The 21,882-nt window shown below is 46.6% G+C and carries 17 protein-coding genes; 2 read left to right on the top strand and 15 right to left on the bottom strand.

The window, feature by feature from the left end; translation table 11 throughout:
* Positions 1-54: 54 nt before the first annotated feature.
* Positions 55-1,992: an LTA synthase family protein gene (locus tag BMW94_RS01820; RefSeq protein ID WP_090993879.1), complete on the bottom strand. Its 1,938-nt coding sequence runs from the start codon at positions 1,990-1,992 to the stop codon at positions 55-57.
* Between the two features lie 104 nt (positions 1,993-2,096).
* On the bottom strand, positions 2,097-4,301 hold the full coding sequence (locus tag BMW94_RS01815; protein WP_090993877.1) for a putative PEP-binding protein: 2,205 nt from the start codon (positions 4,299-4,301) through the stop codon (positions 2,097-2,099).
* A gap of 251 nt (positions 4,302-4,552) precedes the next feature.
* Here BMW94_RS01815 and BMW94_RS01810 point away from each other — a divergent pair, with 251 nt between their 5' ends.
* Together BMW94_RS01810 and BMW94_RS01805 are read left to right on the top strand one after the other, a co-directional pair.
* Positions 4,553-4,930 (top strand): VOC family protein, encoded by a 378-nt coding sequence (locus BMW94_RS01810; RefSeq protein WP_053779906.1) that lies wholly within the window; start codon positions 4,553-4,555, stop codon positions 4,928-4,930.
* 250 nt (positions 4,931-5,180) lie between these two features.
* Positions 5,181-5,846: a type 1 glutamine amidotransferase family protein gene (locus BMW94_RS01805; protein WP_090993875.1), complete on the top strand. Its 666-nt coding sequence runs from the start codon at positions 5,181-5,183 to the stop codon at positions 5,844-5,846.
* Positions 5,847-5,986: 140 nt separating this feature from the next.
* Here the strand turns inward: BMW94_RS01805 and BMW94_RS01800 are convergent, their stop codons facing one another.
* From BMW94_RS01800 to BMW94_RS01740, 13 genes are all read right to left on the bottom strand, one after another.
* Positions 5,987-7,531 carry an AraC family transcriptional regulator gene (locus BMW94_RS01800; protein ID WP_254790072.1) on the bottom strand — a complete coding sequence of 515 codons (1,545 nt, stop codon included), beginning with the start codon at positions 7,529-7,531 and terminating at the stop codon, positions 5,987-5,989.
* 211 nt (positions 7,532-7,742) lie between these two features.
* Complete coding sequence (locus BMW94_RS01795; RefSeq protein WP_090993873.1) at positions 7,743-8,744, bottom strand: ABC transporter substrate-binding protein; 1,002 nt, start codon at positions 8,742-8,744, stop codon at positions 7,743-7,745.
* A 180-nt stretch (positions 8,745-8,924) separates the two neighbouring features.
* On the bottom strand, positions 8,925-9,296 hold the full coding sequence (locus BMW94_RS01790; protein WP_090993871.1) for a hypothetical protein: 372 nt from the start codon (positions 9,294-9,296) through the stop codon (positions 8,925-8,927).
* The gene (locus BMW94_RS01785) at positions 9,289-9,981 is read right to left on the bottom strand and encodes a 3'-5' exonuclease (RefSeq protein ID WP_175480550.1); all 693 of its coding nucleotides are present in this window, start codon (positions 9,979-9,981) and stop codon (positions 9,289-9,291) included. Before BMW94_RS01785 ends, BMW94_RS01790 begins: the two co-directional genes overlap by 8 nt.
* Positions 9,982-10,001: 20 nt before the next feature.
* The gene (locus BMW94_RS01780; protein ID WP_090993867.1) at positions 10,002-10,955 is read right to left on the bottom strand and encodes a class I SAM-dependent methyltransferase; all 954 of its coding nucleotides are present in this window, start codon (positions 10,953-10,955) and stop codon (positions 10,002-10,004) included.
* A gap of 38 nt (positions 10,956-10,993) precedes the next feature.
* Positions 10,994-11,581 carry a histidine phosphatase family protein gene (locus tag BMW94_RS01775; RefSeq protein WP_090993865.1) on the bottom strand — a complete coding sequence of 196 codons (588 nt, stop codon included), beginning with the start codon at positions 11,579-11,581 and terminating at the stop codon, positions 10,994-10,996.
* Positions 11,578-13,821 (bottom strand): class I SAM-dependent methyltransferase, encoded by a 2,244-nt coding sequence (locus tag BMW94_RS01770; RefSeq protein WP_090993862.1) that lies wholly within the window; start codon positions 13,819-13,821, stop codon positions 11,578-11,580. The genes BMW94_RS01775 and BMW94_RS01770 overlap by 4 nt, the downstream gene beginning before the upstream one ends.
* A 43-nt stretch (positions 13,822-13,864) precedes the next feature.
* Positions 13,865-14,677, bottom strand: a complete 813-nt coding sequence (locus BMW94_RS01765; RefSeq protein WP_090993860.1) for a phosphotransferase family protein — start codon at positions 14,675-14,677, stop codon at positions 13,865-13,867.
* A gap of 76 nt (positions 14,678-14,753) precedes the next feature.
* A complete protein-coding gene (locus tag BMW94_RS01760) occupies positions 14,754-16,352 on the bottom strand; it encodes a helix-turn-helix domain-containing protein (RefSeq protein WP_175480549.1) in 1,599 nt (532 codons plus the stop codon).
* A 45-nt stretch (positions 16,353-16,397) separates the two neighbouring features.
* On the bottom strand, positions 16,398-17,405 hold the full coding sequence (locus BMW94_RS01755; RefSeq protein ID WP_090993856.1) for a FecCD family ABC transporter permease: 1,008 nt from the start codon (positions 17,403-17,405) through the stop codon (positions 16,398-16,400).
* On the bottom strand, positions 17,402-18,403 hold the full coding sequence (locus BMW94_RS01750) for a FecCD family ABC transporter permease (RefSeq protein WP_090993854.1): 1,002 nt from the start codon (positions 18,401-18,403) through the stop codon (positions 17,402-17,404). The genes BMW94_RS01755 and BMW94_RS01750 overlap by 4 nt, the downstream gene beginning before the upstream one ends.
* Positions 18,404-18,691: 288 nt before the next feature.
* Positions 18,692-19,663 carry an ABC transporter substrate-binding protein gene (locus BMW94_RS01745; RefSeq protein ID WP_175480548.1) on the bottom strand — a complete coding sequence of 324 codons (972 nt, stop codon included), beginning with the start codon at positions 19,661-19,663 and terminating at the stop codon, positions 18,692-18,694.
* Positions 19,664-19,797: 134 nt separating this feature from the next.
* Complete coding sequence (locus BMW94_RS01740; protein WP_175480547.1) at positions 19,798-21,864, bottom strand: IucA/IucC family protein; 2,067 nt, start codon at positions 21,862-21,864, stop codon at positions 19,798-19,800.
* Positions 21,865-21,882: the final 18 nt, after the last annotated feature.

The raw sequence follows: 21,882 nt of genomic DNA, 5'->3' as shown, positions 1-21,882 counted from the left end.
CCACCAGCTCGTGAGCCAGTGACGTTATAGTATTTCATACATATAGGAATTCAATTACGGTGCACGTTTGGGCAACAGCTTCACATACTCGTCAGACAGCTTCATCAAGCTGAGCACGTGCTCATAGTCAGAACGGTACGGCTCAAGATCCGTGACGGGTTCATACGTTTTTAACGAGTAGGCTGTTCCATCATCAAAGCCCGCACCCGGAATAAACATAATGTCATTATTCACAAATGAACCTGTCGGCAAGTAATACCGGATACCGAACGCATTGTGGTCCATGTTAAGCAGATCGTGTCCAAAGGCTGTGAATTTCTCTTCCTTCAAAGAGACACCCATCAGGTTCATCACCGTTGGCAATATATCCAATTGACCACCAGGCTGTTCTACGACTTGACCTTTCGCCTGTTTCGGCGTGTGGATCAAGAGCGGGATGTTGAAACGACTAACTTTACCGTCATAGGGCACGCCCAGATTGGTCTGGATCTGCTGAGTAATCTCATCGTTTGCCGGCAGACCGAAATGGTCGCCATATATAACGAGTGTTGTGTTGTCCCATAACCCGTTTGCCTTGAGTTCATCGATCAGCTGACCTACCGCATAATCCGTATAATTGATCGCTTGCAGGTAATCACGCAGTAACGTATTGGTGATTGTGGCCGGAATGGTAATTCTCGCCCGGTCCGCAGGAACCGTAAACGGTGAGTGGCTGGATGCTGTAATGAACTGAGCATAGAACGGCTGATTAGCAGCCTGATGCGCAGCCATTTTTTCCACACCTACACGATATAGTTCCTCATCCGATGGTCCAAAATCATTAAACTTATCATTCTTAAAGCTGGGCTTGTCGAAGTACCGATTGAATCCAAGCGCCGGATACATTTTGTTCCGATTCCAGAAGGTGACGTCATTAACGTGGAACGTTTCAGATTCATATCCTTCTTTCCCAAGCAGTTTCGGAAGACTTGGCAGATCACGGTCACTATACCCTGCTGACATAGGTACAACTCCGGTTGGATAGATGGATGTGTTCGACATGAACTCAGCATCCGATGTATTTCCCTGTCCGATCTGTTGGAAAAAATGAGAGAAATAATAGCTTTCTTTGGCCAGATCATTCAGAACCGGGGTTAGTACTTGACCGTCGAGAGAAGCATTAATCGGGAAGTTTTGAAATGACTCCAGTTGGAGGACAATCAGGTTGCTTCCTTTGGCCTGACCAAAATATTTGGTTTTGATAGCAGTGCCCTGACTCGACTTATCCTGATACGGATACTTGCTAACCAGTTGATTAATCTTGTCGATGGTTTCGTTAATGTTGCCATTCGCAATGGCTTCATTTTCTTTGCTCGTCAGAATCGCCGATGACACCTGGTAATTCAGAAAGCCGAGATTTTCGGCACGAACCAGTTCATTATCAATGGTTTCCCCTTTGACAATGAAGCTGCCGGACAGCACGATGCAAAATGCAGCCGTGAGGGCTACACCCAACTTGCCCCAATACCGTCTCCGGCTTCTGCCGAAATGGAGCCCACTGTCACGATAGCTGCTGTTACGAGCTGAGGCACGACGACTGCGCAAGATAAACCATACCGGCAGAGCCAGTACGATATCCACAAAAAACAGGAAGTGCTCAGGTCGCACCAAAGGTCCAATGCTGCCCCTTACTTGGGCGACTTGGCCAATTTCGCTGAGTGCCGTATATGTGGGAACCGAACTGAAATGTACGTTATAGAGTGTCGCCGCGAACAATACCAGCGAGAACAACACATTAAAACCTGCGTACACTGGACGCTTCCAGCCTTTTGGCACGATCAGATCGAGGATGCATACCACTGTCAGGGCCCCCAATGCGTCAGTAACGAAACCGATGCCGGACAGACCCTGGAAAAAGAAATACCGCAAAAGCGACAGCTTCAGCAGCATAAGAATAAATAACACGGCAAATAAGGTCCGTGATGAGGTCCGCTCATTTTTGGAATTAAACATGGTCGCTTTCAACCCTTATCTGAAATTTTTACGTTCCTTTTACAAAACGCATATTTCAGTATAACAGTTTTGGGGTTGGTATTCCATGAGGGGATATGGAAACATTACGCAATCGTCGATATATCGCCATCCTGCCTGTTTTCGTTTGGGTACTGCTTCTGAGCAAGGAGTGCCGCCTGAGCGGCAGCAATACGAGCAAGCGGTACCTGTTCTGGCAGACAGCTTACATAATCCAGACCAATCCGGTGGCAAAAAGCAATGGAAGCCGGATCAGCTGCATTCTCACCACAGATGCCTGCTTTTAGATGAGGTTTCCGAATTCGGCCCTGTAGGAGAGCCATCTCCACCAGCTGCCCCACTCCGTCGATATCCAGTACCTGAAATGGATTGCTGGGCAGTGAGCGTTGTGACTCAATAAAATGAAGGAATGGCTTCTCCGTATGGTGACGACTGTAACCAAACGTCATCTGTGTCAGCTCATCGGTGCCAAACGAGAAGAAGTCCGCATGACGGGCGATAGGAGCTGCAGTCAATGCCGCTCGAGGAACTTCAATTCGTGCGCCCACTCTGTAAAGACAGTGACGCTTCTCCTCTCCAAGCACCTGGTCCGCTACATGATCCACCAGATCTCTCATGACCTGAAGTTCATTGGCATGACCCACCAAAGGAATCATAATCTCAGGCCTCACCCACAGTCCTTGGCGAATGCCCTTCACCGCTGCACGAAAAATGGCTTCCAGCTGCATATCGTAGATTTCCGGGAACACGGTTCCCAGTCGACAGTCCTGCTGTCCTAGCAACGGATATTGTTCATGCAATTCCAGCACCCTGTGAATAACATGCTCAAGCTCCTGCACTTCGGTGTTATTTTCCTCTAATTTCCTGAGAGCCAACTGCTCACGTCGTTCGTTTAACCTTTCAATATCAGGCAGCAGCTCATGCAGCGGCGGATCAAGCAATCGAATGGTTACCGGATAACCATCCATCGCTTCAAAGAGTTGTTCAAAATCAGCCTGCTGCATCGGCAGCAGACGTTCCAGTCCGCGTTTGCGCTCAGCTTCACTATCTGCCAGAATCATTTTCTGTACAAAAGGAAATCTCGAAGCAGACAACAACAGTTGTTCTGTCCGACACAATCCAATGCCCTCAGCCCCTAATGCGCGGGCTTTCACGGCGTCCTTTGGATGATCCACATTCGAAAGTATTGTAAGCCCCTTCATTTCATCTGCCCATTCAAGTAGGAGCTGTAACTCGGATGATAAAGTTGAAGATGCTTTCAGCAATTCCGTCACATGCCAAGGCTGGATACGTAATATGGCATCCTCTTTGGTGATTACCTCTTCATCCACAAGATCTACAGTACTCCTCAGCGTCGCCTGTGAGGTTAACCTTGCTTCACTAATTTCCACAAGATACAAGGTCCCAGAATCCACAACAAATTGAATCTCCTGTACTTCTCTCGTGTGGGACTCCAGATAACCGCAAGCATCCTGCAAAAGACCATACAGTTCAGACTCTTCATTCCGCAGTTGATCCAGTCCTTCATTCGAACGCCGAGAAGCATCAGTTGAAATGTAATCCCCTGTCATACCTCGTTCCCCGGTACCTGGATGACGAGAATATACCGTTCCGAACCCGCTGCGGTCACCACGCTCGCCATTGACCATCACCTGTATAAGAACAGCTGCTCCTTGAGTTTCATTAAAAACTGCACGCATCGCTTCTTTTAACTGCAAATGCACATCCTGAGGGAACGGATGACGTCCTCTCTCTTCTATTAAACGTTTATATTCCGCGATGGCGAATTCTAGCTTCGCTTCATCGAGTATCGAGATGTCTTCCCATTTTTCTTCAAATAGGTCATACGGAATGTCGTACACCAGTTGACCATAATCTTGTAATAAAATTCGATAACAATTAAGGGCATACTGACGATCATTCGTTTGCTTAGCGAGCCCCTCCACCGTCACATCATTCAGTCCTACATGAAGCAAAGCATGGGATGCCGTATTACGGGAACTCGATTCACTTGACCGGACGGCAAGCAGCAGCGGTGTTAAGGAATCGCCGAAGAATTTGCCGGATTGCTGCTCAAGATGCTGAATTGCGCTGCCAATCTCTTGGGTTCCTTCAGCTGAAAGATGTGCAAGACGGGTACAGAATGCGCGACAGCCTTCCTTTGTTACAATGAATCCGGCCGGAACGGGCCAACCTGCCTGGAGCAACGCCGCAAGTTCAGCCCCTTTAATACCCATTAGCCCTTTCATCTCTGCCGTACCTTCTTCCAATAGAACTACCCGTTTCGTCATTACAGCGCTCCCATCTGCCATTACATGGCTGTGCTTAAAAGGCAATTCGGTCGCTCGAATTGTCCTTTATCTAATGGTATGTCGCAATGCGGCAGTCAAGGACATATGCTTCCTCTTTTTGTGCTTGAATTGAAGTTGTATGACAGGTGCTCATATATGGTAATATAAAGCTTGACTCAAACTAAAAAGCTACATCCAAAGGCATACCTGCTTCAACCATGATCAACTACGTATATAAGGAGTGTAAATCAATGTTTACTCAAGTCGGACAAATTATGTTGTATGTAAATGATCAGGATAAGGCTCTTCAATTTTGGACAGAAAAAGCAGGTTTCCATATCGTTAACGAAGTCAATGGGAATGGAATGCGCTGGATCGAGATTGCTCCTGTGAAGGATGCTCAAACCACCATTATCCTGCACGACAAAGAATTCGTTGCCAAAATGTCCCCTGAATTAAACCTTGGCACACCATCTCTTATGCTTTTCACAGATAACCTGGATCAACTTTACACTCACTTATCCAATAAACAAGTTACGGTTGGCGAGATTGTAACGATGCCTGGTGGAAGAGTATTCAACTTTGCAGATGATGAAAACAATTACTTTGCTGTTATGGAGAAAAACTAAATCTCCTGGATCACCTGAGGTAGTACCACACCAAAAAGCCCGTTCAGTAGTGAACAGGCTTTTCCCCTATATATTATTTTGCTCATATGCAAATTTTGCCTACATACGTGGCTGGTTTCACAACTTGTTGCGCATTGGTTCAACCTTGATAACCTTAATGAGTCGTAAAATGAGTCAGACTGATTTGGATAAATACGTTTTGTCGTTAAGATTGGATGAATGTAAATAGTACATATGGAGGTAATTAAGTTTGAAAACTCACTACTATCTCAGTTGGTTTAATCATTTTTTGCCAGAGAAGCTAGTCCATTGTTTGCATGAGGATATACAAGACAGAAAATCGCTTGTTATGATTAGTGCTGATCCGTCTGGTTATACAGGTGAGCAAGTTAACTTTGATGATGTTTCTGAATGGACATGGTTGAATCAGGCTAATATTGTTTTTGATGAAAATCATTTCATTGATTACCGCATGCAGAAGGAAGATGCGCGGCGATTAATTCAAAACGCTTCTGTCATTTTTTTATGCGGTGGATATCCTGTTTTGCAGAACGATTTTTTGGCGGATTATGAATTATCGGATGTTATTAAGAACAGCAATGCCGTTATAATGGGTGCCAGCGCCGGTGCGTTAAACATGGCTGCAAAATGGTTAAGCTTGAATAACACTGATGAAGTTGAAACAAGTACTATTTATGATGGTATTGGCTTTGATCATTTTGCCTATGAATCTCATTCTCAACGCGACTACGCCACGTTTGTTCAAGGCTACCTGTTCCCCTTGTCTGAAGAGATTGATGTTTACGCAGCAGAACAGGAGAGCGCTATACGTGTAAAGAACGGCAAAATAGAAATAATGGGTCCTTTATATTTAATTTCCCAATCAAAGATTCAGAAATTGGTTGAAACGCTCTAATTAGGCTTACAGCGAATCATCTCAGGTCTCCCCTCTATGATTGGAATACTGTTTGTAAACAGATGCACAAGCCGGGACTCCCGGCTTGTTTGGTCCAACCGGAAGAGTCGGCAGGATTTAGTCCTCACGTGTTGTCTCATTCAGGCCATAAATCGCAATATATCATCGATCTTCTTGCCATGGGATATAACACCATAATTCATCCAGGTCATAAAATCCACCTCATATACGTGACCACTTTTCACGGCAGGAAGTAGTTTCCACTCCTCTCTATCCAGGAGCTTCCGTTCCTCTCCGGGGTAGGCAGAATCCATATTATCAAATGTGATAAAGAGATGATCTGCCTCAAGCTGACATAGCTGCTCAAGTCCAATACCGATTCTTCTACTTTGACTCGCCCATTGCTGAACACGAACATGCGGGGTTAATCCGAGATCCTGATACAGCACAGGTCCTACATAACCGTATTGATTTCCATAGAGTGTAATTTCCGATGCAGAAATACGCAAAAAAGCGACGGTTTGGCCACGCATATGACGTGTCAAACGTTTCTTGGCTTCCTGCGCCTTTTCCTCATAATCACCTATTACATCCTGCACCCGACTTACCTTCCCCAGCACATCCGCTGTGGATTTCAAAATGGAACGCCAGTCCTCACCCTCGTGCTCCATATAAAACGTCGGGGCTACTTGCTCAAACCGATCCAGATTCCAGCGTTTATACCCGTCGTTCAACATAATAAATTCAGGCACATTCGTTTCATTAAAACCTGCATCCATCCGAGTAACATCGAATTCAGGGATATCTTCCATTCCCAAATAATGCTGCCTGCCCCATGAGCGATGGGAGCACTGCAACACGGGTTTTATTCCAAGAGCCAGTACAAAATCCTCTAGATACGGTGCAAACACACGTACTTCTTGACGGTAATGGCGCCGATATACCCCTGGTGAAACACCTGCATATTGCTTGAATCGGCGGCCGAAATAATACTCGTTATTAAATCCCACATTCTGTGCAATATCATGCAAGCGATCATCGGTCATCTGCAACAGCAGTTTGGAATGCTCCAATCGTACAGCATTTACATAATCAAGCGGAAGCTTGCCTGTGATCTCCTTGAATTGTCGGGTATAACTGGATCTGGTAAGCCGGATCTCTGCTGCCAGATCGTCAACTGTTATGGGCTGATCGTAGTGTTCGCGAATATAACGAATCGAGCTTTGAAGCCGGGCACGGTCATCCGGCGATTCAATCTCGGGATCATTTTGCCGAAGCAGCCCTCGGAACCACTCCTGGAAACGCAGTTGCATCTCCCATTGATCCAGCCAATCATGAGCAGTCTGCCCACGCGATATCTGTTCTAACGATTTCAGACAGGAACTCCATGGACTATAATTCAGCTCAATAAGAGGCAACCGATCTGGATCTGAAATCAAGACTGGAAGCCCTTGCTGCGCCGTTTCGTCTTTTATACTCAACCTACTGGCCGTATCTTCTTTCACCTCAGCTACCATCAGTTCAAGTCTGTAATATTGCAACTCACTAGAGCCTTCTATCACAATGGTACGTCCAGCCGGAACAAACATAATCATCCCTTTTTCCAGGCGAGTGTCCCTATTGTCCAAAGAGTCTATTGAGCCATGCCCTCCCGTCACTACGAAAAGAGCGTGTGATGATGTCATGTTATATCTCTGCCGGTTGGAAATGTCGAGTTGGCTATAATCCATGTATTTCATATGCTGAAGTATGCACAGCCAGGGCTTGGGAATCAGTTGTGTTATCGTGGGACACATATTCATCTTCCTTAATTGAGAATTGTTATCATTTACAACAGTGTAAACGAAAAAAGAAAGCTCTTCAACCCTGAGGGAAGAACTTTCTTATGGAAAAGGCTTATGGCGTCATTTTTTGCAAGAGATCATCAATCTTCATTGTGTTTGCCGTAATCGCACCTGATTGCCAATACGATCTTTCCATCATGTACACATGGTTGTTTTTGACTGCCGGGAGAGATTTCCACAACTTGCTATCCAGCACCTTCAATGCTTCCTTGTTCTCTGGAGATGACCACTCTCCATTGGATGGAAATACAATAATATGATCCGCATCAAGCTCTGGAAAAGCCTCTTCGGACAGAATTTCCTGATATTCTTCCATCTTGGCGACCAGAGGATGAGGTGTTAGACCAAGCTCCGAATAAATAAATCCGGTAAATCGATTTTTCACACCGAACAATGCCAATGTATTATTGCTGATATTCAGTCGGACAACCGCTACGGTCTCATCCCCAACGGTTTCCTGAAGCTTCGCCTTAGCGTCTGCAATCTTGGCTTCAAATGCCGCAACAACTTCTTTACCCTTGTCCGGTTTACCGACAACATCCGCAATGGTCGTTAAAATTTTATTGGAATCCTGTAGAATATCTTCAGGCAGGCGATACGTCGGTGCCACCTTGGAATACATCTCATATTTCTCCATGTCCACTCCGCCATCCACAATGATGAGATCCGGATCATATTGCAACAAAGCCTCAATGCTTCCTGTAGTATCAAATTGAGGCACATCCAGATCCAGATATTCCTGCACTCCCCACATCGGATTATACCACTGTACTACAGGTGTGATATCGAGAGCCTTGAGATAATCTTCCACATAGATACCAGCAATCCGCTGCGGATGCACCGGGATCGTCACATCACCGAATTCATCCTGAACGACACGTGTCTCAGCTTCTTTTTCTGTTGTTTCAGATGTACTGCCATCCGATACTGCGGTCCCAGATGCAGGAGCCTGTTCTGCTTTTGACTCAGAATTTGCACTACAGCCCGATATAACTACAACCATGAGTAGCAGTATGATCGTCAACCCTTTGAAGCCTTTACTGAACCTTACCATGATACCCTTCACCCCTATGTAATCTGTTGTTGTATCGGTGAGAACATGTTTTATAAATAATGATTATCATTCTCACTCAATGCTTAGATGAATTGTACCTTATGCTGTGCAAAACTCACAATACACATTCGAAGCTATTTTTTTATACAAACGAAAAGAATGTACAACCGCCACCCCTGCTTAACGCAGGGGCAATGTACCTTGCTGATAACGTTCAAGTAATTGAATAACAAAGGAATCCTGCATTTCGTCCTGTAACAGAGCAGCGCCGATCAATCCAATATCATCACTGACATATCCGGCCAGTTCAGGATCGCCCGCAAGAGCAATCGTTCGTTTGAAAGCCAGTTCCCTGCATGCACGAAGCACCTCTTCTTCCACGACGTCAGACTGAGCAAACCGTTCAAATGCCTGCATCCACTCATCGGCAAATTCGGAAGCATCCCGTTGATCCAGATAGGCTTCCACATCCAGTCCTTCGAACGTCTGCTGACTAAGAATCCGCCCTTCATTCATATCAGCCAGCAATTTATCCGCCTCCACTCTACTCATCTGGCTTCCCTTCTCCGATCGGTGCTGTTAAATACATCGCAGGAATCACAAAACGCTTCATCTCACGTTCCCTATCCGCAGTAAAATGTTCCAATGCAAGAGCCTGATATTCATTCAGGACATGTTCAAATATACGAGCAATCACACCACAATCGGCCAAGGCATTGTGCCTGTGAATTCCGTCTGTATTCAGGTCATAATACTGGATCAGGAAATCGGTCGAGATGACCTCGGAGATTTCAGGATGAATATATGTAAACATCGCTTTTGTATCCAACACCGGATTGGTAAACATCGGCAGCCCATTCATATCACAATGTCGTTTCAAAATGGGTAAATCATACTCATACCCCGCTTGCGTGACTAATACCTTATCCCCGATGAATGCCAGGAAAGCGTGGTATGCTTCTGCGAACGAGGGAGCCTGGATCATATCCTCATTTGAAATGCCCGTTAACTTCGCGACCGCTTCTGGAATCGGTTTAGACGCAAGTACAAGTGAAGTGAACGATGAATCTAATGATTCTCCTTTTTTGTAATACATCGCACCAAATTGAGTCACACTCTCCTCAGCCGGATTAATCCCTGTGCCCTCTAGATCAAATATGCAGTACGTTCGATCGTGCAATTCAGGGACTTTCAGCTCTTCAACAGTGTACGTATTAGGCATAAACGTGATTTTCATTCGACTCTCCCCTTCTTCATCTAATCCAGCCGCGTAATTCGCGTCATTTGCTGTGTTGGTGTGATCCAGGTTCGACATACAAAGTACTGGGGAAGTTGATCTACGAATGACTCTATGAAAGGAACACTCGGCGCATAGAAGAAGGAACCACCTGGTTTTAGCGCTCTTAACAGCTCCATATATTTCTGAGCGTATGCTTCTGGTTCGCCATCTGCCTTGAGATGATGATGTGTAAAATGGTTGGAAAATGCCAAATGGGATATTATTGTCCCCCACTGTTCTTGTTCAAATGAAGCTTCCATCCAGCCCATGCGTCGCAAAAACAGCCGCTCTTCCGATTCCTCCACCTGTCTGTCCATCCCATAAGCTTCTATCTTTTTTCCACGTAAAAATTGGACCAAATTGGCCTGCGGGCCGCAGCCAAGATCAAGCACCGGCGGATGCAGGTGCTCTATATCCAAGCCGAGCCAGGATACCTGCAGATCCGCCGAATACTCCTCACAAGGCACCCAGAACAGAAGTGGATCAATTGTATATTTTTTAAACAATTCCTCGCCATTGGTCTGTATTAGAAATGTTCTTAACTGTTGATAATGCTTCTGGAAAAATTGGTGTAATACCTCTTCCTCTGCCCTCTCATTCTGCAAAAGAGACCAGATCCGCATAAATTGATCTTTATATAATTCTGCCAATTGCAACTTGTCATTGCTCGTAAACTGCATAAACTGGTTCACCTGGATAAAATGGCGGACTCCTTGCTCTGCTAGTTTAATTGTAAAATGATTCAATAATCCATCTGTAAAAATACGTTCTAATGCTTTTGACACTTGAGCGCGATATTCCAATAGCCAGCACAACGTTCGCGGAGATGGCCCTAATGCAGACTTGCCTCCATTATAAAATAAACTTTTATTGTCATTAAAACGGATTTGTTGCTCCATAAAGGACTCTACCAACTTGAGGTTCAGTATCATCGCCTCCTAACGTCGTTAGAACGTGTTACCTAGAGAAACTACACCTGCTCTTCCCACAATCGTGTTACCTGAACCAACCTACCATCACGATCAAACTCCAGTTTGTAGATGTCCGGCATCGTTGTGTTTGCCCAGAAGTCATAACCATAGGACGGATCATAATAATTGAAAATCAGGGTCATGATGTCCCCATGGGTGCCAATCACTATTTTTTGTCCCGGATGCCTATCCAGGATACGCTGTATAACAGCGATTGCCCGCGCCCCAGCGACTTCGCCGGATTCTCCACCTGAATAAGCAAACGCAGGATCATCATAGAGCCTTTGTTTGGCTTCCCGAAAATGTTCATGCTTCACTTCAGGATCTGACAGCTTACGCTCACGCAAATCCTCTTCGGTGACCACAATGCCACCTGACACTTCGGCCAACCCCTGAATCGTATCCACGGCCCGTCTATACGGGCTGGAATAAAACGATTGTATCTGCTCCCGGTGGAGCAAACCCGCGACGGTCGCCGCATCCCTTTTTCCTTGTTCCGTCAGACCTCGCTCACGTTCCTGCCCTTCCATATATTCAGATTCCGCGTGCCTTACAAAATATAAAGCCGTGTTGGCTTCATTCGTCATCTGTCCGCCATTCCTTTCTTCTTCTCAATCACAATTAGGCAAGTGCTGTCTGGCAAAGGTGCAGGTTGACCCTGTTCATCCATAAATAGTATTCGTTCTCCAAGCGCCTCCGTATATCCTTCCTGAAGAAAGTGCCTGAATGTAATAATCTCGGCTTGCTCACCCAGCGCTTCGCGAATACAGTGTTCATATGCCGATGGGGTAAATATGCCAAATTGCTCCTGAATCTCATGGACATATGCTTCTTCGCCCCATGTATAGGTGTACAGAAATTCCATAGCATCGTTAATATCCAGCACCGCCTCGTCCTCAGAGATCTGCTCAAATTCAATGCTGCGTCCCTGGAAATCCTGCGCATACCGCTCCAGCCATCGCATCCCATCCGGTTCGAGGAAACGAATTCGACGCTTCTGCGCTTCGGGTTCAGTCATGATACCATCCCTAATCAGAATCCGCCCCCCAGGTGACAACACGTTAAATGAACTTCTCAGCGCAGCAACGACCGTATCGCTGTTAAAGCTTCGTCCGTCACGTTCAATATACGAATACAGTTCATGCAGAATGGATGAAAAAATAACCGTATCCACCGTGCCTGACTGCACGTATTGATCCAGTTGGAGAGCATCCCCCTTCAATACTTGCCAGCGATGTGCCTCCCGCTGCTTTTTGCGCTCCAACGCCTCAATGACATTCGCTGAAATATCAATGCCGATTGGTTCCATCTCAGGTCGTTCCTGTTCAATCAGATCGAGCAATATTCCGCCGCCTGGACCGATATCGAGCACACGTTTGCCAACCATATAATCCAGCAGTACTTTTTTGTAATCACCTGAGCTGTTCATGTCGGCCAGATACGTCTCTTCATTATGGAACCGATCATACGCATCCCGACGCAATCCAAACAGGTCAAATAACAACAGCACAGCCTTTTCGTATAACGGAGACTTTTCTGCTTCAATACAAAATGCAATTAGCTTCTCGGCCGCCGGGGAAAATTCAAATGTCACAAATACCGTATCCCGCAAATCCGGGTGCCGCTCAATCCGATGTGTCAGATGGGGGTAAGTAATCGTCTCACCTGCTTCAATCTGCTCCCACGAATATTGCTCCAAATACTTTTCAATCATTCGTTTCTTGTAAATATTCAGTTTCTTGACACCTTTGTAATCGTAATACATCGTGTTCATTAAAGGTTCGAAGCTGATATGCCTTACCACATCACATTGTTGCTCCTGCGAAGTCGAATTCGAGCCCACTCTAGCTTCACTGCGCAGCGTCAAAAGGAAAATCTTAACCATCTCCTGCAACGAAAAATCGTGCATCGCTGACTCCACATACCATAAGGTCCGATGAGCCAGAGGAGCGAGAAGTTTCTCTATCTCAAGCTGAGCTTGAAGTTTCGCATACGCTTCATCCATCGCTTCTCCCTGACGTATAGATGAGCTCCGTAAGCGTGACAGCCGCTCCTTCACATTCCAGTCCGTATGATCCGGCTCTGTAATGATCCAGCCTACGATACACTGCACTTCAGCCTGAACTTGATTCCAAAGCGATGGGTCAACGCCAGCAATGATGCATTCATTTAATGCGATCAGGATGGCCTGCAATTCATCTGCGGTCAGCCACCCTTGCGTTATGAACGAGTGCAGTGGGGCATTTTCTTCAAAGGGGATTTCTCCTCTTATGTACTGACCAATAAGTCCGTGTGTGGCAATAAGGGTACGAATGATCTCATACCGAGGTGGGAGTGAACCATATGCTGTTTGCACAATTTGTGTACTACCACTTCGATCATCATTTGATAAATCACTCGGGGATTCCAATCGAGATGAATGTTTCTCCTCACGATGTCCTTGCTCGCCATGCAAATGTCCAATACTTCCGTACATGTCATATACCTGTGCTGAACCCACATTGTGCACGAACAGGTTAACCCCCTGTTTCTGCCATTTGCGCCGCTGTTTCGGTGATCCTGCCTTTGCTGTTTCCGACCAGACCAGCACATCCTCCAGAATTTCTCGCATCCAAAAAGAAACCTGAAGCTGCTCCAGCACCTGGAGTGTGCGTTCTACGTAATCCAGCACCGGATTCGTGCCTTCCAGCTCAGCTATGGAATGAATGCGTTCCAGGTTAATATTCGGCTGCTCTGCCGCTGCCAGCAGCTGCAACCAAAGAGGCTGCTCTACCTCCGGGAGATGGCCTGATTTGTAAGATTGTATGACCTTGAATGCGTTCAGCATGGCTTTCTTCACCTCGTTATCCTTGTTAGTTAAGCTAGATATGTCATTTCAGCAGACGAATACGATCCTGCACAAGCTTGATTAACTGTTCCGCTTCCACTGCAGGTAACCTCTCGTCTAGACGTGCAGCCGCGACAGGCAAAATCCAGGCATCCAGCTCCTGGCGAGATATCCCGGAAATCTGGATGTAATGTCCGATATAATGATCCAGCATTACATTGCGAGCCAATTCAAATCCCTTATGAACAGCCAGGTCTGTATCCTCCGGCAACGTGCCGCTCATTAATATTACCCAGCTTCGTGCCACATCACCCGCTGGATCACCAGACATGCCTGTCATCCAGTCTATAACCCAATATTGATCTCTCGTTTCATTTAACATGACATTATCGGGATGAAAGTCGCCATGACAAATTTGCTTTCGCTCTGGAAGAGACGACATATAATTGATAACCTGCACCTTATCTTCTTCCGACAATAGAGAGGTATTTTGAATGGCCCCAGTAAGAATCTGCTTTTGTGTGGGGAGTGCTCCTTCATCATCCTGCTGGGCGTGAAGGCTATGATGAGAGTCTGCCATTTGACGCGATAGTTCTTCGATCAGCGAGGGTTCCTGAATCATAAGGGATAACATCGTGTTGCCTTCAATCCGTTCAAATATAATCCCTTTACGCATTACATCATCCATATACAACATTGCTTGTGGAACAGGTAAGCCCTTTTGGAATACTGCCTGGGTAATTCGAAACTCATTCTGGACGGCTTCGGCTGGAAAATCCGCATGGTATAATTTCATAATCTGATTTGATGGGTACTCATAAATCTCAGCCGTTCGTCCTTGCCCAATACGTCTCATTCTTCACTCTCCCTAACATGAGTAGACTACCTATTGCAGTACGATCCCTGTTGTAACGCTACCCGTTCAGTACTGTTTATCGCTGTTGATGTTCACCCACGGCTGCCATCAATTCATTCATGATTCGTTGTCTCCCCAGTGGAGTCCAGCTCATCACAAACCAATTGGGAATGCGCTTAACTTTTCCATCCTTCACCGCCGGAATCTGGGGCCATGCTGCCGTTCTGGTCAACTGGTCATACATTTTGTCACTACCGGCGAGAATATGATGATGATGAATTAACAAATGTTCCGTCTCCAATACAGGCATGGCCTCCGGTTGCAGCTCCATACGCCACAGTTCTGCTGGAGCCTGATTACCCGGGCGCAGACCAAGCTCGCCGTATACCAATTCATTGAGCGGATGATTCACCCTGCCCTGAATGCCAATCGTCCGGTGGCTCACTTGCATGATGGTCATCCGTTCCTGCCCCAGTATACGGCGCAATGTCTGGCCTGTTGTCTCAGTTTGCACATCCAGACGAGTCAGCATCTCCGCAGCCTCACGTTCCCGGTTCACCAACTCGGCAATTTTCTCAAAGTTTCCTTTCCAGTCCCACACAGAGAAATCCAGAAATACAGGCGCAGCCGTTTGTTTAAACTGCTCTCTGAACTCTGTATGATAATGATCGGCGATGATCATATCCGGATTGGACTGCTCCAATTCCAGCAGTTGGCTGTGCAATTGTTCCGCATACTGCTCATTGCTCTGACCTGGATACTGGAATAAATCCACCACACAGACCGGCTCGATTCCAACTGATTTCAGATGGTCTTCGAATCCGAGTGAGGATGCTACAGCCACCTTTAACTTGCCTCGCTTCATATATAATGTAGGGGATACACCCACCATGCGCTGAAACATGCGACTAAAGTAAAATTCACTTCGAAACCCGACTGCAGCTGCCACTTCCTTCACTCGACTGTTCTTTGTATTCAGCATCTGTTTCGCATGGGTCATGCGCACATTGCTCAGGTACTCGACTGGTGGCAGACCTGTTTCACTTCGGAACAACCGTGAAAAAGCAACCGGCGGCATGCCACCTGCTGCTTCAGCCAGCTGTTCAATGCTTACTTTGTCCGTATAGTGCTGCTCCATATAAAGGATGCTCCGTTCAACCCGTTCATCCATTACGGTATCCGGCTGTTCCGGTTCATTCTTCATAATATTCTGGATCAATTGCTCTAACTGAATTCTCAAATTCAATGAATCCCGATTTCGTTCTTGCCGACTGTGATGATATAACTGCACGATCTGTTGGAGGATCTGTTGTGGATGATGCACGGGAATATGCCCTGGTGAGAGTGCACCGGATAAGGATAGGGAAGGCAATGCTTCATATCTACCTCTGGTCTTGGTTAGCCGAATCGGTTCAAACCATACACCATAATATTCGAACGTACTACCTTGTTCCGGGAATTCCACAATCATGCCGGGTACAAGCAAATATAACTGGAGAGGACGAACCTTCTGTAACGCACCATCCAGTACAACAACCCCTTCGCCCTCTGTAATAAAGCATAATATGTATACAGGAACCCGAACATGTTTGGCTTGTCGGGTCATGGGAAACTTTCGTTTACGTACTGAAGATAAAAGATAGATTAGATTGGCTTCGTTCACATATGATGGCATGAAAAAATGCACCAGCCTTTCTTGCATTCTGAATCCTTTTCTTCATTATATCCCTCTGCGTCGTAACAGCAAATACATCATATACGGAGCCCCGATCATCGCCGTAATTAATCCGGCTGGAATCTCATACGGAGCGAACCATGTCCGTCCGGCGAGATCTGCGAGCATGACGATCAGTCCTCCAAGCAACGCCGCAATCGGCAAGCGAACCAGACTCCGGCTGCCTGCCAGATGTTTTGCCATGTGAGGGGCCATTAAGCCGACAAATCCAATCGTTCCTGCCATCGACACCGCAGACCCGGCGAGCCCTACGCTCATCAGAAGAAGCAACACCCGCATCGTCTCCACCCGCAGACCGAGTCCAGCAGCCGACTGGACATCCAGCAGAAACATATCCAGCCATCTGGACATCCATATTAATAGAAGAAACAGGATCAGCAGCCACGGCATTAAAGGCCAAAAGTGTTCCCACGTTCGTCCGTATAGACTACCTGCCATCCACACGGAAGCCTGGGAGACCCGGAATATTTTGCCCACCGTTAGCAAATACGTGATTAACGCACCTGCCATTGCAGAAATGCCCACACCAATCAGCAGCATGCGAACCGTGGAACTCGCCTCTCCTTTTCTCCATGACAATCCATAGATTACCGCGGCCGCGAGAAAGGCTCCAATGAATGCAATCCACGGCATATGCCGCATTGGAAAAGTAGGAACCAGCACCATGACGGCAACCACCGCCGCAGCCGCACCCGAATTCAGCCCAATCACGCCAGGTGATGCCAGAGGATTCCTCGTAATGACCTGTAGGATTGTACCCGCCAATGCCAGACCGCATCCAACCAGAAAACCGGTCAGTACCCGGGGCAGCCTTAACTGATGAATGGTGAAGTGATATTCCTGATCTCCCCTGCCCATCAAGCTGCGCAATACTTCTCCCGGAGGGATGGAGCGATCTCCCAACATCACATTAAGCACAAGCACCCCCACATTCAATAACAACAGGATCAGAATAAGGGTGATTGCACGTCTCTTTATAATAGAAGAAATCATATCGATCTCTCCTTTCTTTGGGCCAGATAGATGAGAAAAGGAGCACCGAAGAAGGCTGTAACCACCCCAACAGGAATTTCCTGCCCAGGCAACACAAATCTCGCTCCAATATCTGCTGTGAGCAGCAGTAGTGCCCCCAGAACAGCAGAGTACGGAACTACCCAGCGATAATCACTGCCTGTTATTGATCTTGCAATATGCGGAACGGCCAACCCGATAAACCCGATGGGTCCGGCAAGTGCCACGGCACTGCCAGCCAGCAGAACAATCGAGATAATACAGATGATCCTAATCATCTTCATTCGCTGTCCTAATCCTTGAGCCACTTCATCTCCTAAGCCAAAAATGTTCAATTGACTGCTTAATGCAAACGCACAGATGATGCCAATGATCAGATAAGGCAGAATTTGAATAAACAGATCGAGATCTCTGCCTGTTAATGAACCCGCCAACCAGAAACGCATCGTATCCAGGGACTGCTCATTCAGGATAAGAATGCCTTGTGTCAATGAAGCAAATAACAAATTTAATGTAGCCCCTGCCAGAACTAGCTTGACGGAAGATAAGGGTTGTCTGCCCGTGGAACTAAGAAGGAAAACCAGCACACCTGCAACCGCCGCCCCCAACAGCGCAGACCATGCAAATAATTGCAGAGACGTCGTTCCCAGCCAAAAGGAAGCAAGCACCGCGGTAAGTGCCGCGCCATAATTAATACCGAACAGTTCAGGGCCTGCCAGAGCATTGCGGCTAATCGCCTGCATCAGGCACCCGGCCACAGCCAGTGAGCTGCCAACCACTGCGGCAATAACCGCTCTTGGCAGTCTCACAGTTTGAATGATCAGGTGTTCACGCGATCCGTCAAAGGCATAGAACGCAGCCACAACGGAACGCAATGGAATCTGTACGATGCCATACATGATGCTGAATAGAAATGCAAGAAGTGTCAACACGATGATGGTTGCTAAACCAGTGATTTTAAACCTGGTGTTTGTGTTCATTTTTTTACGCCTCCAACCTGCATGCTGCGTGATTTATGTACTTCAATATATTGTATAAGTCACTTGAAAAAACGAACTGTCAAAATTTTCCCTTCTATTATATAGAACAAATATAGAGCACGAATATAACATGGCACGAGACATATGCAGAAAAATCAGAAAAATTGGATCGTCACATTCGACGACCCAATTTTACAGTTAAGCTATGACCACTTGGAAGCATAATTGCGAATGATAGTGCTGAATCCCAATCCATTGCCGCTAGAAAAGGTCCAGCATGTTTTGCGTTTAGTTGGCTACATAGGTGTTCAGGTCATCCACGACCTTGTTTACAGCCTGAATGCCCAGGCCACTCATCCAGTACTCCCAGTCAACCGGGTGCACAGCTTCGTTTTGGACTCCTTTCAACGTTGCCCACAATTTACTTTTCTCCAGTTTGGCGAATGCATCCGGCTCACGGTTAAACCAGAAGACTACGTCACCATCGAGATCAGCAATCTGTTCTTCCGTAATATCCTTGGAGAAGCCTGCATCCTGCTGTGCTGCAGGACGAATAATTCCGGAATCTTCCATAATCGTACCTGCAAATGTTTCTTTCAGATAGACCTGAATTTTGTCTTCACGGGGACGGAACAGCGATACTTCCTTGGCATCTTTGCCTGCAAGCGTAGATTTCAATTCCTCAATGCGCTGCTGATATGTATCCAACAGCTTCTTGCCATCTTCCAGCTTGTTTACAGCATCGGCATGAAGCTGCAGATTTTCTTTCCAGGTAACCCCGAGTGTTTCTACAAACACCGTAGGCGCGATTTGTTTTAACTGATCATGGATAGCATCATGTGTATCTTTATTACCAATGATCAAGTCCGGCTTCAGTGCATCGATAGCCTCCAGGCTTGGTTCATTCACCGATCCGATATTCTCAATGCCTTCTGTGCCTTTTAGATAAGCCGGATACGGATCGCCTGCTGCCAGGATGGAAGGTGCGCCTATAGGTTTAATGCCCAACTCGAGCAAATTATCCAAGGCCCCAATGTCCAGTACCACAATTCGACTTGCATTTGCCGGAACCTGAACCTCACCATAAGCATCTTTGACGGTACGTGTATCTCCGGTATTGTCTACGGTTTCTTCTTGCTTTGGTTCGGTTGGAGCGGTTTCCGCTGCAGTACCATTGGCTGCACCCGATCCCGAATTTCCACAACCCGCTAGCACCAGCATCAGTACCGCCAGCATAGCAAAATGTACCCATGATTTCATTCCAATCCTCTTTCTCTCTACTTGCATCCCATCCAACCCCCTGATCCTATTTAAAAACCTAATCAATAATGATTATCATTATTAAAACAATATCCCACAATTCCAGTTTCTGTCCATGCAATATTCTTTTGATCTCATATACTATTTTTTAATTCATCCTCATTAGACCCATATTTATCCACAATCGTGTGCTCCAGTGGATTCGGAACTTGATGAATACGCAATTCATGATCTGGAAACAAGCGCCGCTTCGTCAATTGCTCTACTCCGATCTCAGGATCAAACAAGGAATACAATTCGTACCGTTCATGAAATTCAGGGAAACGCTGTTGATAGTCGGTAATGATCTTACGAACACTGTTCCAGAAGGTCTGCTCTCTGAGCTGGTAATGCTCCTGCATAAACAAAGCCAGTTCCCCAAGATTGATAAAGAAAAAGGCATCATGTATGAAATCCCGAACTTCTGTCGGTTCTTCCGTCTCCAGGAATGAATTACGGTTCACACGACGATGATATTCCGGCACCTCCACTAACGCTGGACAGAGCTTTGGATCGGCAAGTGCCTCTCTTGTAAATCGAATTCCATCGTGAAAATCCTTCAGCGCAACGCGTGAGGGTCTGCCTTCCCGGTGAATGAGCAGCATATTCTGTGCATGAGACTCTAGCGCAATCCCATGAGCGAATAACCAGTGAATGAGCGGTCGTACCGCAGTCAGCAACAGCTCGGACAGCCATTCATCAGCACCCAGCTTTTTCACCCAAGGATCAATTACCGGGCGCCCCGCATAGTCCAGTGTAGACAATGCATTAAACGGAATCGCTGATTCACCTAGTTCCAGCCGGGAATATACACTTTCCCTCCAAATGCAGGACAACACACCATACGAGAGTGGCTTCAAAACATCCGGTATCTGATGATTGTCGTATGCAACGCCAGCAATCTCTCCCAAAAGAATGACTCGCAGCTCATCTCTCAAGTAGGGATCTTGCTTGCTAATTCCCTGCAGCCAGTCGGTAATGCGAGGTCCATTCTCAACCGTATGTGGGGCGATCACCCTGCCAGTTGATGTATTGATCATACTCAGCGACAGCTTCAAGTACGGTGAATTGGGACGTGATCGGTTAGCTAGCGTGCGGATCGACTGTTGAGCAGTATATCGGTCTTCGCTGCTGCCAAGCGTTACGATGCTCCCGTTACGAATGTCTTCTGCAAGAACAGAACTGATCGTTGTTCGCCATTGCCACGGATGGACTGGCATCATCACATACTCTGCCGGATCAGCACCCATTTCCTGTAGTGCCGTGAGGAAGCGTTCCAACACTTGTTCGCTAAGTTGATCCTGAAGCCATTCCCTTGTAGCCGGTCCATGTTCATTCGTGCCATGACTTATCCGTGCGTTTTGCTTATGAATTCCGACCCATATCGGTTTAATACATCCGCCGAACTCGGGGCCATATTCAAGCTGATCTTCAATTCGGAAGCCGATACGGGATTTATAACTTGGATGGTATGGGTGACCCTCGATAATTCCACTTTCCCAGTCTTCATCGGGAAGAGCATGTAGATCAGTCTGTCGCTCAGCCCGTACATATCGCGCCAGTGTATCATTGATCAGCGTCTGCTCCAGTTCTTTAACAAAATGTAGCAGCTTCCCTTCATCGGCGCCTATCGCTGGTCCAACTTCCAGCAAAAATAGAGAAATCGACTCTGCTTCTTGGCCGACTGTAGTTCCAGGCTGAATAGGTTCTCCCTTTTGAATGCTGTTACTTTCCGAAGCCGAAGTCTCATCCACATAGACACGTCTTGTAATCGGTTCATGGTTCAACCGCAAACGACCAAAGGTAAGATGCCCTGTTCCCTTGCATGCGTAGATGACCCGTTCACCATTCAGCCCTGTACCCTCCATTTCCCAAACGTTAAACCCCTGCTCCTCCCTTGAGGTATATTCCATAACACCTTCGTACATCAAGGATTCAACCAACTGTCTGAATATGCGTCTGCGTGCATCGGTATAGTGGTATGAAGACAGCGCTGCGGTGTACAGTTTTCTTTGTTGATTTTGCCAATGCTCCTTCTCCACTCCAAGTCTAGAACTTGCAACAACATTTTCTGGATGGCTAAAGGAGTCCTCTTTGCAAAACGGTTGCCTCTCCCGATCCTCATCATGGCTCTGATATTCAGATATTCTCGTACTTTCCATGCGCATGCTCTCCTCCCC

The organism is Paenibacillus sp. OK003 (genome assembly GCF_900109515.1).
Taxonomy (GTDB): Bacteria; Bacillota; Bacilli; order Paenibacillales; family Paenibacillaceae; genus Paenibacillus; species Paenibacillus marchantiae.
The sequence above is the reverse complement of the archived record's forward strand: the minus strand, read 5'-3'. Positions and strand labels throughout refer to the sequence as shown.